This window comes from Haladaptatus sp. AB643 (assembly GCF_024136975.1).
Taxonomy (GTDB): Archaea; Halobacteriota; Halobacteria; order Halobacteriales; family Haladaptataceae; genus Haladaptatus.
Genome location: NZ_JAMYJW010000009.1, coordinates 109,114 through 125,134 on the forward strand (window position 1 = coordinate 109,114; position 16,021 = coordinate 125,134).

Genomic DNA, 16,021 nt, shown 5'->3' on the forward strand with positions numbered 1-16,021 from the left:
TAGATTCTACCTTACAGCGACTGCCACGTCCGGGGCGAGTCGTTCAGGCGCTCACAGCCGTCCTCGGTGATGACGACCAAGTCCTCGATTCGGACGCCGAACTCGCCGGGGAGGTAGATGCCGGGTTCGACGCTGAACACCATTCCGGGTTCGAGTTCGAGGTCGTTGCCCTCCACGATGTACGGCCCCTCGTGTACGTCCAACCCGACCCCGTGGCCGGTGCGATGGATGAACTCCTCGCCGTAGCCGTAGGATTCGATGACCTCGCGGGCGGCACGGTCCACGGATTCGGCGGTGACGCCGGGTTCGGCGGCGTCGACACCCGCCTGTTCGGCTTCGAGGACGGCCCGGTGTACCTCTTCGTACCCTTCGGGCGGGTCGCCCGCGAACACCACGGTTCGGGTCTGGTCGCCGGGGTAGCCGCCGACGAACGCGCCGAAGTCGAGGACGACGGGGTCGCCGGAGCCGATTTCGCGGTCACCGTGGCCGTGGTGTGGTTTCGCGCCGTTCGGACCGGAACCGACGATGGTGTCGAAGGCGAGTTCGTCGCCCCCCGCGTCGGACAGGCGGGCTTCGATTTCGGCGGCCAGTTCGGACTCCGTCATCCCGATGGCGTCCTCGCCAAGTTCCCGGATTTCGACGCTGGCTCGGTCCGCGACTTCGCCGGCCGTTCGTAGCGCTTCGATTTCGGTTTCGTCCTTCCGCATTCTGAGGGAGTCGATCGCCTCGCTGGCCAGTCCGAACGTCGCGTCGGGGAGAGTACGCCGGAGGCCTTGGGTGAACAACGCCCACATCCGGTCGTCCACGAGGAGGTGGCCGCCGTGGAGGTCGAACTCGTCGGCGACCGATCCCACGAGCGAGAGCGGGTCGTCGCCGTCGCTCCACGTTCGTACGTCGGAAATCCACGACTCGTCGGCTATCTGCTCGCCGTACATGTCGGGGACGACGAAAACGGGGTCGTCATCCTTCGGGACGAACAGGAGCAGGTGTCGTTCGCCGGGATGTTCCCGGAAGCCGGAGAGGTAAAACAGGTTCGTGCTCGGGAAAAGGACGAGGGCATCGGCGTCGGCCGCATCCAATCGCTGCTGACACCGGCGGGTTCGTTCCGCGAAAGCGTCCGTCATGTCTCGAATATCGGAACCCGAAGCGTAAAAGTTGGTGCTCCGGGGCAATTCCGAAAGGGAAGCGTCCGCTGGAAACGAGGACGGCGGCGAAAAACGAATAACGAAGACCGGGACAAGGTTGCTGAATAAATCGCCGAACGTCGCTTCGAAGCGACGTTCCGAACCGACAGACGATCCGAACCTACACTGCGTCGATTCCGCGATTCCCGGTTCTGACCTGACAGGCGTCGAGGACGGGAAGGACGAATATCTTTCCGTCGCCGGGTTCGCCGGTGTGAGCCGCTTCACGGATCGCTTCCACGACGTCCTCGGCGGGCGTGTCCGCGACGACGCACTCGATTTTGACCTTCTGGTGGAGGTCGACGACGTACTCCTCGCCGCGCCACTGGCTCTTGGTGGCCGGTTGACTGCCACGCCCCGAGACGTTCGTGACGGTCAGACTGGGCGCACCGGCTTCCACGAGCGCACGCTTTACGTCCGCCAATCGGTCGGGACGAATTATCGCGACGACCATCTCGATTCCGGAGTCGGCTGCGGCGCTCATTTGTGTTCACCTCCGTCCGCGATGGCGTGACCATCCGTCGCTCCCGTCGGCGAGCCACCGCCGGTTTCGTCGAACGATTCGACGAACTCGGGGTAGGCCACGATGCCGTGTTCGGAGCTGTCCAGACCGGTGTGTTCGTCCTCCTCGTCCACGCGCAGGCCCACGGTGACTTCCGCGAGCTTGAACACGAGGTAGGAGGTGACGAGCGTCCAGATCGCGATGGTCAAGATACCGACCGTCTGCATCGTGAACTGTGCGAGCGAGAAACCGGAGACGGCGAACACGGGAATCAACAACGTACCGATCGCACCCGCGCTTCCGTGGACACAGAACACGCCACACACGTCATCGACTTTGAGCGTGTCGACGACCCAGCGGTAGACGAGGGGCACCTGCACGCCCGCGATGGCACCGAGGGCGATTCCGCCGAACCACGTGACGTGGGGGACTGCACCCGTGACGGCCACGAGACCGGCGAGCAAACCGTTCGCCGTGAACAGCGGGTCGGGTTTACCTTCGAGAAAGGTCGTCGCGATTGCCGCGGCGACGGCACCCGCACCCATGCCGAGGGTGGTGTTCAACGCGACGCGGCCGAGCGCGGCACCCGTGAACGTCAGCGTCCCGCTCGACGCATCGAGGACGGTCGCCTGCGTTCCGACGTTGAAGCCGTACCAGCCGAACGCGAGGATGAACGTCCCGAGCATCACGAGCGTCAGCGAGTGGCCGGGGATGGGGACGCTGTTGCCCTCCTTGTCGAACCGTCCGCGGCGAGGTCCGACCATGTACGCGCCCACGAGCCCCGCGATGCCACCGAGCATGTGAACCACGGTTGCGCCCGCGAAGTCCATGTACCCGACGCCGTCCGCGATACCGTAGATCGAACCGACCGCCTGACCGAGGAATCCGCTGGCAGTCAGCAGACCGGCGTCGGACCACGCGAATCCCTGAATAACGGGGTAGATGACCGCCGTCAGGGCGATGGAGTAGAACAGGTACGCCTTGAACTGCAGGCGTTCCGCGACTGCCCCACTGACGATGGTCGCCGCCGTCATGGCGAACACCGCGCCGAACAGCCAACCGATCCACGAATCCGGGCTGTTGACGTAGGAGAACGCACCGGCCAGCGAAAGTCCACCGGGAGCCAGGAACGTCGCGGCGATGGCCGCGATGCCGGACCCGATGAGGAAGTAGATGAGAACGCCGAGCGACCAGTCCATCAAGTTCTTCATGAGGACGTTCGCGACGTTCTTCGCCCGAACCTGTCCAGCCTCCAGCATGGCGAACCCGGGTTGCATGAAGAAGATGAGGAACGAGACGGTGAGTATCCAGACGTTGTTGACTCCGTCCGCGACAGTGCCGATGTCAACCATCAGCCGTCACACTCCTCGAACCCCGTTGGAGGGGTATCGATAACAAGATTGTTTGCCTTTTCACCCATTTTGACTGCGTTCGTAATCCAAGTCACGGTATAGAGTCGTGATTCATAAGGATATAAAATTGATCGTTTACAAACGTCCAATTAATCAAACCATTGTTGACGAACAGCCACTTTACAATCGAATATATTCCATATAAGGTTGTAAAGCGTACAGAAATAGGATGTATGTGGAATCAAAATCGGACGGATGTAAACATTATAAATTGACATGTCCGAGGCCGAGAATTCGAGCTGCGCGCTATCAGTGAACGTACTTCACTGTGCATAATTACATATGTTCACCGTGCACAAGCGGCGTGATTAAAGGTCCTATTACAGGATCCGAAAATATGGATTGGCACACAAGAAGTGTTTTATACTGCCGTATTGTTTCGTTATTTCGTGAGCAGAAATACAAACGTGGTTAAATATCGCCCGAATTGCCCCCTTTGTTGTTCTAGTTCGTTCGGCAGTGCGAACCGTCGCCCGTGTGATGTGGGGGGGATGGGAACGTGACGACGTCCTACCTTCCCCCAGCAGAGATGCTGACCGACGAGAAAAACGTCTCTGCGACATATCAGCAACTCACGCTCTTCATCGAGGAGTACGTCGAACGGTCGGGGGCCGAGGGCGTCGTCGTCGGAATGAGCGGCGGCGTCGATTCGACGTTGGCCGCGTACCTCGCGGTCGAGGCGCTCGGCTCCGACCGCGTGTTCGGACTCCTACTCCCCTGTAACTTGACCGCCGAAGCGGGGAGTCACGATGCCCTGACCGTGGCCGAGGCGCTCGACATCGACTACGAGGAGATCCACCTCCAACCGCTCATTCGTGGGTTCGAAGAACTGATAAGCGGCGACGCCGAGCGCGACGGTCGAGTGCAAGCGCTCGGTAACGCCATCGCACGCCTCCGGATGACCAGCACGTACTACGCGGCAAACACTCAATCCAAACTCGTGCTCGGAACCGGCAATCGGTCGGAGCAACTGCTCGGTTACTTCACGAAACACGGAGACGGTGGGTGTGACCTCCTCCCGTTAGCGAACCTCTACAAGACGGAAGTACGCGCGCTCGCCCGGTACGTCGGACTCCCCCGGCGGATCGTCGAAAAGCCCTCGACGGCGGGGCTGTGGGCCGAGCAGACCGACAAAGAGGAACTGGGTGCGTCCTACGAGCGAATCGACGCGGTCCTCCACTACGTCGTGGACAGACGCTACCGGGCGGAAACGGTCGCGGAGGAACTCGACATTCCGATAGAGACGGTCTGGGAAGTCGTCAACAGACACCTCGAAACCCATCACAAACGCCGTCTGCCAGCCACGCCGGGCAGGGAAGTCACCGAATAACGACCTCCCGTGCCGACGGACTGATCGGGATTCGAGGGAGGTCATCGATTTTACCCCGAGCGATATAATCACGGACCACGTAAGGGCTGTATGGGTGGGGACCCGAACGCAGATGGCTGACGATACAGCGCTGCCGATGGAGCGGTCTCGTCTCGCGTGGTGGGTGGTCGGCGTCGTCCTTGCGATCATCGTTCTGTTCGTCTTCTACTCGTTCGAGGGGACGTTCGTACTCGGCCTGTTCATGTACTACGCGACGCGGCCGATATACAACCGTCTCGAACACCGACTCGGCCATCCGGGACTGACCGCGTTCGCGTCGCTGATAGCAGTCGCACTTCCCGTCGTCGTGCTCATCTCCTACGCCGTCGCCGTGAGCGCGGTCGAGGTGGCGTCGATCGCTGGCGAATCGTTGAAGGGGTATGAAGGCGTGCTCCGGCCATATTTCGACCTCTCATCGCTGACGGTCCATCCACAGCGAATCATCCATCTCCTCCAACAGAGCCAAGGGGAGATCATGCGACTGGGCGGGCCAGAACTGCTCAAGACGGCTGTCGACGTGGCGGCAGCGTTCGGAACCGCGCTCCTCCAGTTGTTCGTCGCGCTCGCGTTCGCCTTCTACCTGCTCCGGGACGACGACAAACTCGTCCGCTGGTTCGTGCGCGACATCGGCGGCGAGCGGAGCACGGCGTACAGCTACCTCGCTGCGGTGGACCGAAGCCTGCAAACGGTGTACTTCGGCAACATCCTGAACGCCTTCGTCGTCGGCCTCGCCGCCGCCGTGGTGTACAACCTCGCCAACGTCTTCGCACCGCCGGGACTCGCGGTGCCGCTTCCGACGCTACTCGGCTTGCTCACCGGAATCGCTAGCCTCGTTCCGATCGTCGGGGTGAAGTTGATTTACGTGCCTATCGCGGCCTACCTCCTCGTCAAATCGCTCGATACCGGGATTCGAACCATCTGGTTCCCGGTGGCGTTCGTCGCGCTGTTCATCATCGTCATCGATCTCGTGGCGGAAACGGTCATCCGACCGTATATCACGGGACGGGAATTACACGTCGGGTTGATGCTGTTCGCGTACATCTTCGGGCCGTTGCTGTTCGGCTGGTATGGGCTGTTTTTCGGGCCGTTGTTGCTCGTCTTGCTCATCCAGTTCAATCGCGTCGTCCTCCCCGATTTGATACAGGGAGAACCGCTTCCGAAACGGCACGCGACGGGAAAACCGGCCGAAAGCAGGGAGCCACGGACCGACGAGAGTGAAACGAAATCGGACGATGAAGTGGAATCGGACGACGAAGCGGAATCGGATGGCAAAACGGAATCGGGGAACGGGACCGAGGACGACGCGACCAACCTCCCGGACGAGAGTCACCGTGACGAGGACGACACTACGAGTCCCACGTGAGGGACGAAAGGTGGAGATGGGAAATCTTCGGGAACGAAACCCGATGATCAGTACTGCTCCTTATCGATGTCCTCCAGATGGCGCTGAATTCGGTCGAACTTATCGACCTCGACGAACGCGTACTCGGCACCGCCGAAGAACGAATCCGGCACCTCGGAATCCGTGAGGAGCAGTTCGGGGTCCGAATCGACGTGATTCACCTTCTGGAACGGGATGACGCGGGCCAGCGGTGGGTCAGCATTAATACAGACGACCGCGTTTTCCTGCACGAGCACCGCGTCGTAGTCCTGTGCCTCGTATTCGTCTACCGCGAAGACCGTGGGCATGGGTGAATCGATGCACGGAACGATATTAAAAATGAACCCGAGCGAACTCGACCGACGGCTACGCGAGCGATTCGACGCACCGGAAGGTGCACGCAGGGTCGTCGTCCGGGAAGCCCGCGACCTGTCCGATTCGGGCCGGTATCGGAAACACGCGGGCATCGAACTCACCGCATCTGCCATCGTCGGTCATCTGGAGGACGCACCGGACGACATGTCCCTCCCCGAGAAGTGGAACTGGTGGGTCGGGTCGCTCGAAATCGCCTACGGAGGCTACACCGAATTTCTCGTCGTTCGCTGGCAGGGAAGCGAGAATCAGTGACTACGGGTTGAGTTGACCGGTCACCATCAGATAGGCGAGCGCGAACTGAATCGCGTTGAACGCGCCGTGGATCAGCGCCGAGACGACGAGGTTTTGCGTGTACTCGTATGCCGCACCGAGGACCGGCGAGAGCACGAGCAGGATGGCGAGATAGACGAGTTTTCCCGCACCCTGCAACGAGAAGAAGTGGACGAGCGCGAAGATCAGACTCGCCAGCGCGATGGCGGGCCACCGTCCGAACGACTCCCGGAGACGCCCCTGGACCACCCCGCGATACAGCAGTTCTTCGCCGGGACCGATGAGCAGGAACGAGAGCGGAATCAGGAGCAAGAACACGTTCGGGTCGCGTTCCCCGATGGCCGCCAGTTCGTTCTGTGCCGACTGAATCCCGAAGGTCGTGAGCACGAGCGACACCACGATGAGACCGCCGTAGAAGACGGCGAATCCGCCGACCGTCCACCCGAGGTCCGAGAGCGTCGGAATTCGTGCGTGGACGTAGCCGAGGCCGCGTCCCGTGTAGTGGAGATACGCCAGTGCGAACAGACCGAAGGAAACGCCCTGTCCCATGACGATCGAAACCGCGACGAGCAACGTCGGTCGGGAGAGCAGGGCGATACCGGCCGCGGAAAACAGAATCGCCGTGAACAGGACGACGATGACCGCGAACGCGTACCCTCCAAATCCCAATCCGACTGCGGTAAACGTCGCCCGAGTCTTCGGGTTCCAGATCGCGCTCATTCGCTCGCCTCATCGAGATTCGCGCCGGTCGCTGTCGTAATTTTCCCGTTCACCCCAAATCCTCCGCCTCGTATGTTTACTCGCAGGGTACTGGTTGTTGTGTAGAAATACTGCCAGTAACCCGGGAACGAAAACGGCGGGAATCGGTTGAGAGAGTGCGAATCGCGGTTGGAATCAAAACGGTGAGAGCGATGATATGAAAATAGGTAGCCGTCCCGATACAGCAATTCGATCTACACGTGTTCGTCCAAGAAGGCCGAAATCCGCTCGAACTCCTCCACGAGGTTTTCGCGGGAGGTGGTGTGGTGCCCCTCGTCCTCGAAGATACAGGTTTCGACGGGGAGGCCCTGCTCGCGGACTTTCGCGGCGATTTGCTCGGCTTCGCCGACGGGGACGCGGGGGTCGTTCGCGCCGTGTTGGATGAACAGCGGGCAGTCGATCTTCTCGGCATCGTGAATCGGACTGATCCGTTCGAGGAGTTCGGGGTCGTCCAGCGAGCCGTACTCCTGTTCGCGGTGACTCCGTCGCCACTCGCCCGTGTTTTCGAGGAAGGTCTCGAAGTCGGCGATGCCGACGAACTCGACGGCGGCGGCCCAGCGGTCCGGGTACTCCGTGATCGCCGCGAGGACCATGAACCCGCCGTAGGAGCGGCCGTAGGCGACGATTCGGTCGGGATCGACGGCGTCCTGCGCGTGGAGCCATTCGACACCGGCCTCGATGTCGGCCACAGAGTCCATGCGCTTTTCCTCGTCGTCCAGATGGGCGTAGGCCTCGCCGTAGCCCGACGAGCCACGGACGTTGGGTTCGAGAACCGCGTACCCCTGCTGGAGGAAGTACTGCTTGGTCGGGTAAAACCACGGCTGACGCTGGTGCTGCGGACCACCGTGGATGTCCACGATGACGGGCGTGTTACCGGGTTCGGCGTTCGGCGGGAGCGTCCAGTACGCCGGAATCTCACGCCCGTCGAACGATTCGAACCGAACCGTTTCGGGTTCGAGGAACGTGTCGCGTGGGATGCCGAGCGTGCCGAAGTCGGTCCACTGCGAGACGCTTCCGGCCTCCGGATCGAGGACGAAAACGTTCTGCGGGTCGTCGCTCCGACTCAACGTGAGCGCGCACTGCTCACCGTCGGGGCCGAATCCCGCACCGAAGAGCACGCCATCGGGGAAGTGAGGCGTCGCCGTTCGCTCGATCACATCGGCCTCGGCGTCCAGTTTGCCCGCGTGCACCTCCGAGTAGCCGTCCACGTTGCGCGCCCAGACGACTCGACCCGTTCCACCGTGGAGCGAGAAGTGAGAAACGTCCCATTCGCCGCCCTCCTCGACCGTCGTGAGAGTTCCATCGTCGAGGTCCAGTCGGGCGATGACGGTCGTGTCGAAATCGTGGTTCGTCACGCAGTAGCAGTTCCCGTCGGCGTCGAACCGCGCGCTGTGGTGCTGCGCGTCGGTGTCGTCGGTAAGTCGCCGATGCTCCCCGGTTTCGGGATCGAGCAGGAACAAGTTCTGATCGAAACTGGCGTTCGCCTTCGAGAGGACGAGACCGGGTTCGCCCCATGCTTCGACCGTCAGAAAGCCGCCCGCCCCTTCGTGAACGAGCGTGGCCGATTCGTCGTCGCGGCCCTGCACGTACACGTCGAACGTCGATCCCTCGCGGCGGTTGGCCGTGAACGCGATTCGTTCGCCATCCGGACTAAAGCCGCCCCACTGGTGGATGGCTTCCGGGGTCGCCGTCAGCGGCGTTTCGGTCCCCGTTTCGAGGTCGTAGCGGTACAGTTGGTCGTGTTCGTCGCTCCCGGTGTCCATGCCGAAGACGACCTCCGGACGCGAGGGCGACGCCGAGACGAACGAGACTCGCTCGTCGTGGCTCGTCAGTCGTTTCGGGAACGAATCCGGATCGTCGAGCGACCAGACCTGCGGCGTCCCCGTCGTGTCGGCGAGGAAGACGAGCGTCCCATCGACCGCGATGGTCGGGGAACTGGCCGAGTCGATACCGAGATAGCGCGTGAGCGGATACGGCGTGGTTGGCATGCTATAGCGTGCGAAGAGGGACGAGAAAAGGATTCGGCTCACGGTAGTTTTGATGGGTCGAAGCGGACGTGTCCGGAAGTTTCGTGATTGTAGTCGTTGCAATCCCAACAGAATCAAACTCGTTCGTCGCAAGCGGCTGAGGACGTTCGAAGTCAGCGCTCCTGTAGCTACGATTACAGCAAACCCGACTTCAGATCCAGCTCCTCACCACGAACGTCGGAGCAAGACCTATCGTGATTCATGACGTTCAATTGATGCGAGAACCCATCAGCGAAGTCCATCCAGCCAATGTCATCGGATCTGCTCCTCGTGTCGGCGTCGATAATCGCGCTCGGAGCGGCGTCGAAACTGCTCGCGGACCGGTACGAGATTCCGAACGTGGTGTTTCTGCTGGGTTTCGGCATCCTGTTCGGACCGGCAGGGGTTGGACTCATCGACCCGACGCTGTTCGACGACTCGCTCTCGACTATCGTCTCGCTGGCGGTCGCCATCATCATCTTCGAAGGGGCGTTCACGCTGTCCGCGTCGAATATTCGTGACGCGCCGAAATCGACGCTGAAACTGGTGACGGGCGGGGCGGCACTGACGTTCGTCTCCCTCTGCGGTCTCGTCCACTATCTTCTCGGCCTCCAGTGGAACCTCTCGTGTCTCATCGCCGCGCTGCTCGTGGCGACCGGACCGACCGTCATCACGCCCGTGTTGAATCAAATCGAGGTTCGAGAGGGCGTCAAGACGCTACTGGAGACGGAAGGCGTTATCAACGACGTGACCGCCTCCGTGTTGGGCGCGGTCATCTTCAGCGTGGCCGCGTTGGGCTACCATCCCGACCCGTTCGGGGGGCACATGGGCGCGGACGTCATCGTGGATTTCGTATCGAGAATCGGAACCGGCGTTCTCATCGGGATCATCACGGCCTTGCTGGCGGGATACGTCCTTCGATACCTGAGCCTGTCTCCACAGAACTCGCGGATCACCGTCATCGGGACGGCGCTGATTTCCTACGCCATCGCGGACGCGTTAGCGTCGGAAGCGGGCATCGTGACCGTGGCGGTCGCGGGCCTGATTCTGGGCACCGTGGATATCCCGTTCGAGCGGGAGATAGCGGGATTCAGCGGCGATGTCACGACCATCGTGTTGAGCGTGGTGTACATCATCCTCGCGTCGCTGCTGGACTTCCGGCATCTCCTCACGCTCGGGGTGGGCGGTCTCATCGTCGTGGTTTTGGCGATGGTCGTGATTCGCCCGCTAGCGGTGTTTCTCTCGACGACCGGGACGCAGTTCACGTGGAACGAACGCACGTTCATTGCCGCCGTCGGCCCGCGCGGGATCATCCCCGCTTCGACCGCGACGCTGTTCTCGCTACAACTCGCCAACGCGGGGGTGCCGAACGCGAAGAGCGTCGTTCACGTCGTCTTCCTCGTGATTTTGGTGACCGTCGTCGTGGAGGCAGGCGGCGCGCCGCTCGCGGCCAAAGCACTCGACATCATACCCATGACCGTACTCATCATCGGCGGGAGCCGAATCGGACGGGCGCTGGCAGACAGGTTGGACAAACGCGGCGAAAACGCCGTCATCATCGAACGCGACGATGCGGTTATCAACGAGTTGCGGTCGGACGGCTACTCGGTGGTTCGCGGCAACGGAACGGACGCGGCCGTGCTCGAAGAGGCGGGGGGTGACCGCGCGAAGATGGTCATCGCCGCGACGAGCGACGACGACCAGAACATCCTCGCCTGCCAGACGGCACGAACGCGGTTCGGCATCGACCGGCTCATCGCACAGGTGAACAAACTCGAGAACGCGGATGCCTTCTCCGACCTCGGCGTTCAGCCGGTGACGCCGGTCACGGCGACGGTAGACATGATGGACGATCTGATCCTCCGGCCGAACTTCTACGAGTGGCTGTCGGCGGTCGGCGACGAGAACGAAATCGCGGAGGTCGTCGTCAAGTCGGACGCGGCCGTCGGCGAACAGATACAACAAATCGAACTAGAGAACGACGCCGTCATCGCACTGTTCCGCCGCGACGACGAATTCATCGTCCCGAAACCGACCCTGAGGATTCGAGAGGGAGACGTGGTGACACTTATCGGAAAGCGGGAAGCGGTCGAACGGAGCGTCGCCATGTTGGAGTAGTCGGAATCGGTCGGATTCGGATCGACCCATCGTCCCGCGTATTTTTGGTGTCTCCGTGAGACGCTACAGGTGACACGGAGAAAATGGAGGACGTATCCCAGCCACCGACCGTCGAGGAAGTGAGCGAACTGCTCGACGCACGGGCGTACGACGACGTGACTGCCTGCCTGAAGCGGTTCGAAACGGCACCGGCCGACGACCGAAGAGGGCTGTCACAGGAACTCCAACGCGTCGGCGAGGAGACGCCCGACGCGCTGGCACCGGTCGTCCCGGCGCTCGTTCGATTCCTCACGGACGCGGAGCGGTCGGTTCGGTTGACGACGGCGAAGACGTTCGTCGCCGTCGCGAAACACGAACCCGACGCCGTCGCGCTGGTCGCGCCAGCGCTCGCCGAACGGCTCGCGGACGACGAGGAGTTCTACTACGTTCGCGCTCGCTCAGCCGAGGCGCTCGGTTACGTCGCCCTCGACCATCCAAATTCGGTCACGTCGCCCGAGCTGATGGCCGATCTGCAGGTCGGGCTGTCGTTCGACGAGCCGGAAGTAAAGCGGAAGCTGGCGAAAGCGCTCGAACACGTCTCGCTCGGCGATCCGAATCGGCTCGCCCATCGCGTCTCGAAGCTCACCGACCACCTCGATGACGACGACGAACTCGTCCGCTACCATCTCTGCACGGCGCTGGTGGCTGTCGGCTGTGCGAAACCCGAAAAAATCGGGGAGGCAACCGACGCGCTCACGCTGCGGTTGAACGACGAATGCGACTACGTTCAGGGGCGTGCCGCCGAAGCGCTGGGGTTGTTCACACGCACGGAGGAGGGGTCGTTTTCGCCGGAAACGACCTCGCTGTTGGAGGCCCGATGCGAGGACGGAGCGGAGTTCGTCCGCGAGAGAGCGGTGTTCGCGCTCGATGCGATCGATGACCCCGAGGCGGCCGACGAAGCGAACGGCGAAATCGGGACACTCGATGGGATCCGCGAGACGACCGAGGAGGCCCTCGACGAACTCACGTCGCCCGACGAGGAGAACGTGTGCCCGAACTGTGGACTCGCACTCCCGGACGCGGGGCCACCGTTGTGCCCCGGTTGTGGGATGCCCTGGTGAGCGGAACGAGGGACATCTCGGAATCCGAAAACGCTTTACTGTTTTAGGCGAGCCTAAAAACATGGCTCGAAACGGGAGAAACGACGATATCTCACGAATGGGACTGCAGAGGGTCCGATACGGTGATCATCGATGACGGCGACCGAGGACAGCTACGACGTCGTCGTCGTCGGCGGCGGCCCGACGGGTAGTGCCGTCGGCGTGTTCGCCGCACGATACGGACTCGACGTCGTGGTGTTCGACCGCGGCAAGTCCTCGCTCCGACGGTGCGGCCATCTGGAGAACTACCTCGGATTTCCGGGGGGTATCGACATCCAAACGTTCTACGAGTTGATGCACGACCACGTCGAGAAAGCGGGGTGTGAACTCGTATCCGATTTGGTCGAATCGGTGGAGTTAGTCGAGGAAGGGGAAGACGGGTTCGTCGTCGAAACGCAAGACGGACGCCGGGTCACGACGGACAGAGTGGTCGCCGCGACCCGCTACGGCGGCGAGTATCTCTCATCGCTGGACGACGGGTCGATGTTCAAGACGTACGAGTACGGCGGCGACGAGTACGAAAAATTCGACAGGTCGTACGCCGAGGACGATGGGACGACGCAAATCGATGGGTTGTACGTCGCGGCACCCGCGGAGGCGGCGGATCGACAGACGCTCATGGCCGCCGGACGCGGTGCACGCGTCGGTATCACGCTCCTCGAAGACGTTCGGGAGGAACGCGGCTACCCCGAAACGATCGCAAGCCAGTACGATTGGATACGACGCGAGGCGGGGAGAACCGGCGAGTGGAGCGACCGTGACCGATGGCGTGAATGGTTCGCCGAGCAGGTACCCGACGACTACGACCTCGACGAGGACGGACGAACCGAACTCCGCGAGCGGGAAATCGACCGGCGGTTCGACGCGTATCTGCCCGACGAAGAGATTGAACGGCGGCGTCGGCAGGGACACGAAACCCTCCTCGAACACATCGACGACGAACTCATCCTCGATGCCGCCCGCGAAATCAGGGACGAACGTGGAGCCGAGGGAAGCGACGGACGAGCGGAGTGACGTTTCTTTCACAACGTCTTTTAGGCTAGCCTAAAAAATCGAAGTAGTTATCAGTTATTAGGCTAGCCTAAAAACATGGCAAGAGACGGTGGAAGCCACGAAATGCCGACACGACGCGACTACGTCAAGTACGGTGGCGTCGTCATCGGCGGCGGGTTGTTGGCGGGATGTGCAAACAAAACGGAAACGGAAGCATCATCCACGACGCAAACGACGACCACATCGAAGTCGTCCGACGGGTCGACGGAGACGGAGAACGAGTCCTATTCGGTTTCGATGGCACCGACCGGGAAGGTCACGTTCGAGTCGGTTCCCGGTCGATGGGTCGCATACGACGGCGGCTATGCGGACATGGGCGTCGCGCTGGGGAAGGCCGATGGGATGACGGGTATCGGTAGTCCGGACCGGTACTACACGGGCGTCTACGACGAACTGCCCGGCGTGAGCGTCGACCGAAAGACGCTCGAAAAGAACGATTTCGGCAAAGCCGGGATGTCCAAAGAACTGTTCTACGAACTCGACAACGACGTGCACGTCATGGACCCGGAGATGCTCGTCAACTGGTTCGACTGGAGCGAGAAGGACGTCGAAGAGATCACGACGAAGGTCGGACCGTTCGTCGGAAACGTGATTTTCCGCCGCGAGGACGAGTGGCACGACTATCGGTACTACACCCTCTACGAGGCGTTCGAAAAGATAGCCGAACTCTTCCAGGAACGGGAACGGTACGAGGCGTTCGAAAAGCTCCACGACGAGTTTATCGCCGATATTCAAGCCAAACTCCCACCGGCCGACGAGCGTCCGAACGTGTTGCTCGTGTACGAAGGGAGCAACGAACCAGTGAAGTTCTCGCCGTATCGGCTCAACGACAAGGGGACCAGCAAGAAGCAGTGGCACGATCTCGGCGTCAGCGACGCGCTCTCCAGTACTGGAATCGACGGCATCAGCACCACCGACCGCGGGCGGATCGACTACGAGACGATGCTCGAAATCGACCCCGACATGATACTACTGCGCGCTCACGAGCGCCAGTCAGCGACCGAATTCCGGAACACGGTCCTCGAATTCATGCGGAACCACCCCGTTGCGAGCAAACTAACCGCCGTGAAGAACGGGCGGGTCTATCGCGGCGGCTACCTGTTTCAGGGACCGATTCAGAACCTCTTCCTGACCGAGCGCGCGGCGAAACAACTGTATCCCGATACGTTCGGCGAGGTAACGAACGACGAACAACTGTTCGACCGTCAGCGGGTTGCAGACATCATCAAGGGAGAGTTCTGAATGCGCGACGGGAGCGACGGATCGACGCGACGCGAGTACGTCAAATACGGCGGCGTCGTCATCGGCGGCGGACTGTTGGCGGGGTGTACGAGCGATTCGACCCCCGAAGACGGGAAAACGAAGACGACGAGCGAATCGACGGACGGGTCCGACGCTGAAACGGTGAAAACGACCGATTCCGACGGGTCGTACACGGTCACGATGGAGCCAGTCGGGGCGGTCGAATTCGAGTCGGTGCCCGTGCGCTGGTCGAACCCCGGCGGTCCCGCGTACCTCGATATGGGCATCGCGCTCGGGCAACTGGACGGACTCGTCGCCACCGGGTTCGGGTTGTTCCCGGCCGTGGCGTTCGAAGCGACGGGAATATCCATCGACGTGGATCCCGACGAAATTCCCGTCATCTGGCAGGACGGCGGCTTCGACAAGGAGGTGTTCTACGAAGCGGACTCCGACGTGCACTTCGCCGACCCGAACTACCTGCAGGCGTACGGCATGTCGAAGAAGGACATCGAGGAGGTGTCGAAGAACGTCGGCCCGTTCTTCGGCGCGTACGGTGCCCGGCCATACGACTGGAACAGCGACTACATGCCGTCGCTGTACGATCTCTTCGACAAGGTTGCCGAAGTGTTCCGCGAGCAGGGCCGCGGGGAACAGTTCCGGCAGTTACACGCGGGGATGCTCGACGACATCGAGGGCCGATTGCCCGCCGAGAGCGACCGGCCGACCGTCGGCGTCCTCTTCGTCGGGTCGAACCCCTCGAAGGGATCGTTTCAGCTCATTCAACTCAGAGAGGAGGGCTTCCGGCAGATGCACTACCGCGATGCCGATTTCGAGGACGCGTGGGCGTCGATGGACGTCCAAGCCGGGGAGTATCCGACGGTCGGATACGAGACGCTGCTGGACGTGGACCCCGACGTGCTCATCTACGACGCACAGATTCCGTCGGCGATGGATTCGACCGAACTCCGCGGGACCGACGAGTGGCGTCGTACCTACGTCGAACCCATGCGAGACCACGCCGTCGGGAGGAAACTCACGGCCGTCAAAGACGACGCCGTCTACCCCGGCGGACCGCCACAGGCGGGACCGCTTCTCAACCTGTTCAACACCGAACGGACGGTCAAGCAGGTGTATCCGGACGAATTCGGCGCAGACGAGAAACTGTTCGATAGACAACGAGTGAGAGATATCGTCAACGGAGCGTTTTGAAC

The 16,021-nt window shown here is 61.7% G+C and carries 14 protein-coding genes; 8 read left to right on the forward strand and 6 right to left on the reverse strand.

The features are described from left to right. Nucleotides 1–11: 11 nt before the first annotated feature. The 3 genes from NKF25_RS17180 to amt form a co-directional block, all read right to left on the reverse strand. Nucleotides 12–1,124 carry a Xaa-Pro peptidase family protein gene (locus NKF25_RS17180; protein WP_253227884.1) on the reverse strand — a complete coding sequence of 371 codons (1,113 nt, stop codon included), beginning with the start codon at nucleotides 1,122–1,124 and terminating at the stop codon, nucleotides 12–14. A 181-nt stretch (nucleotides 1,125–1,305) separates the two neighbouring features. Next, nucleotides 1,306–1,668: a P-II family nitrogen regulator gene (locus tag NKF25_RS17185; protein ID WP_256487772.1), complete on the reverse strand. Its 363-nt coding sequence runs from the start codon at nucleotides 1,666–1,668 to the stop codon at nucleotides 1,306–1,308. Continuing rightward, entirely contained in the window at nucleotides 1,665–3,038 is a 1,374-nt protein-coding gene (gene amt / locus NKF25_RS17190; RefSeq protein WP_253227885.1) for an ammonium transporter, read from the reverse strand. Before amt ends, NKF25_RS17185 begins: the two co-directional genes overlap by 4 nt. Before the next feature lie 559 nt (nucleotides 3,039–3,597). On the opposite strand from amt, the gene NKF25_RS17195 reads away from it, so the two are divergent. Both NKF25_RS17195 and NKF25_RS17200 read left to right on the forward strand, forming a co-directional pair. Next, nucleotides 3,598–4,428, forward strand: coding sequence for an NAD+ synthase (locus NKF25_RS17195; RefSeq protein ID WP_253227886.1), 831 nt, complete (start codon nucleotides 3,598–3,600; stop codon nucleotides 4,426–4,428). Between the two features lie 112 nt (nucleotides 4,429–4,540). Continuing rightward, a complete protein-coding gene (locus tag NKF25_RS17200; protein ID WP_253227887.1) occupies nucleotides 4,541–5,830 on the forward strand; it encodes an AI-2E family transporter in 1,290 nt (429 codons plus the stop codon). Nucleotides 5,831–5,877: 47 nt separating this feature from the next. On the opposite strand, the gene NKF25_RS17205 is transcribed toward NKF25_RS17200, so the two are convergent. Then, the gene (locus NKF25_RS17205; protein ID WP_253227888.1) at nucleotides 5,878–6,156 is read right to left on the reverse strand and encodes a hypothetical protein; all 279 of its coding nucleotides are present in this window, start codon (nucleotides 6,154–6,156) and stop codon (nucleotides 5,878–5,880) included. 31 nt (nucleotides 6,157–6,187) lie between these two features. On the opposite strand from NKF25_RS17205, the gene NKF25_RS17210 reads away from it, so the two are divergent. Continuing rightward, nucleotides 6,188–6,475, forward strand: coding sequence for a hypothetical protein (locus NKF25_RS17210; protein ID WP_066148437.1), 288 nt, complete (start codon nucleotides 6,188–6,190; stop codon nucleotides 6,473–6,475). Here NKF25_RS17210 and NKF25_RS17215 read toward each other — a convergent pair whose 3' ends face one another. Both NKF25_RS17215 and NKF25_RS17220 read right to left on the reverse strand, forming a co-directional pair. Then, the gene (locus NKF25_RS17215) at nucleotides 6,476–7,213 is read right to left on the reverse strand and encodes a type II CAAX endopeptidase family protein (RefSeq protein ID WP_253227889.1); all 738 of its coding nucleotides are present in this window, start codon (nucleotides 7,211–7,213) and stop codon (nucleotides 6,476–6,478) included. Between the two features lie 233 nt (nucleotides 7,214–7,446). Next, nucleotides 7,447–9,240 (reverse strand): S9 family peptidase, encoded by a 1,794-nt coding sequence (locus NKF25_RS17220; protein ID WP_253227890.1) that lies wholly within the window; start codon nucleotides 9,238–9,240, stop codon nucleotides 7,447–7,449. Between the two features lie 288 nt (nucleotides 9,241–9,528). On the opposite strand from NKF25_RS17220, the gene NKF25_RS17225 reads away from it, so the two are divergent. From NKF25_RS17225 to NKF25_RS17245, 5 genes are all read left to right on the forward strand, one after another. Beyond that, nucleotides 9,529–11,376, forward strand: a complete 1,848-nt coding sequence (locus NKF25_RS17225; protein ID WP_253227891.1) for a cation:proton antiporter — start codon at nucleotides 9,529–9,531, stop codon at nucleotides 11,374–11,376. An 83-nt stretch (nucleotides 11,377–11,459) separates the two neighbouring features. Next, the gene (locus NKF25_RS17230) at nucleotides 11,460–12,476 is read left to right on the forward strand and encodes a HEAT repeat domain-containing protein (RefSeq protein WP_253227892.1); all 1,017 of its coding nucleotides are present in this window, start codon (nucleotides 11,460–11,462) and stop codon (nucleotides 12,474–12,476) included. A 132-nt stretch (nucleotides 12,477–12,608) separates the two neighbouring features. Then, nucleotides 12,609–13,529 (forward strand): FAD-dependent oxidoreductase, encoded by a 921-nt coding sequence (locus NKF25_RS17235; protein WP_253227893.1) that lies wholly within the window; start codon nucleotides 12,609–12,611, stop codon nucleotides 13,527–13,529. A gap of 75 nt (nucleotides 13,530–13,604) precedes the next feature. After that, complete coding sequence (locus NKF25_RS17240) at nucleotides 13,605–14,810, forward strand: ABC transporter substrate-binding protein (RefSeq protein WP_253227894.1); 1,206 nt, start codon at nucleotides 13,605–13,607, stop codon at nucleotides 14,808–14,810. Next, the gene (locus NKF25_RS17245) at nucleotides 14,811–16,019 is read left to right on the forward strand and encodes an ABC transporter substrate-binding protein (RefSeq protein ID WP_253227895.1); all 1,209 of its coding nucleotides are present in this window, start codon (nucleotides 14,811–14,813) and stop codon (nucleotides 16,017–16,019) included. Nucleotides 16,020–16,021 lie beyond the last annotated feature (2 nt).

Coding starts and splice junctions, on each gene's coding strand:
- NKF25_RS17210 (WP_066148437.1), top strand. CDS start 6,188: ATGAACCCGAGCGAACTCGACCGACGGCTACGCGAGCGATTCGACGCA.
- NKF25_RS17200 (WP_253227887.1), top strand. CDS start 4,541: ATGGCTGACGATACAGCGCTGCCGATGGAGCGGTCTCGTCTCGCGTGG.
- NKF25_RS17220 (WP_253227890.1), bottom strand. CDS start 9,240: ATGCCAACCACGCCGTATCCGCTCACGCGCTATCTCGGTATCGACTCG.
- NKF25_RS17225 (WP_253227891.1), top strand. CDS start 9,529: ATGTCATCGGATCTGCTCCTCGTGTCGGCGTCGATAATCGCGCTCGGA.
- NKF25_RS17185 (WP_256487772.1), bottom strand. CDS start 1,668: ATGAGCGCCGCAGCCGACTCCGGAATCGAGATGGTCGTCGCGATAATT.
- amt (WP_253227885.1), bottom strand. CDS start 3,038: ATGGTTGACATCGGCACTGTCGCGGACGGAGTCAACAACGTCTGGATA.
- NKF25_RS17230 (WP_253227892.1), top strand. CDS start 11,460: ATGGAGGACGTATCCCAGCCACCGACCGTCGAGGAAGTGAGCGAACTG.
- NKF25_RS17180 (WP_253227884.1), bottom strand. CDS start 1,124: ATGACGGACGCTTTCGCGGAACGAACCCGCCGGTGTCAGCAGCGATTG.
- NKF25_RS17240 (WP_253227894.1), top strand. CDS start 13,605: ATGGCAAGAGACGGTGGAAGCCACGAAATGCCGACACGACGCGACTAC.
- NKF25_RS17235 (WP_253227893.1), top strand. CDS start 12,609: ATGACGGCGACCGAGGACAGCTACGACGTCGTCGTCGTCGGCGGCGGC.
- NKF25_RS17215 (WP_253227889.1), bottom strand. CDS start 7,213: ATGAGCGCGATCTGGAACCCGAAGACTCGGGCGACGTTTACCGCAGTC.
- NKF25_RS17245 (WP_253227895.1), top strand. CDS start 14,811: ATGCGCGACGGGAGCGACGGATCGACGCGACGCGAGTACGTCAAATAC.
- NKF25_RS17205 (WP_253227888.1), bottom strand. CDS start 6,156: ATGCCCACGGTCTTCGCGGTAGACGAATACGAGGCACAGGACTACGAC.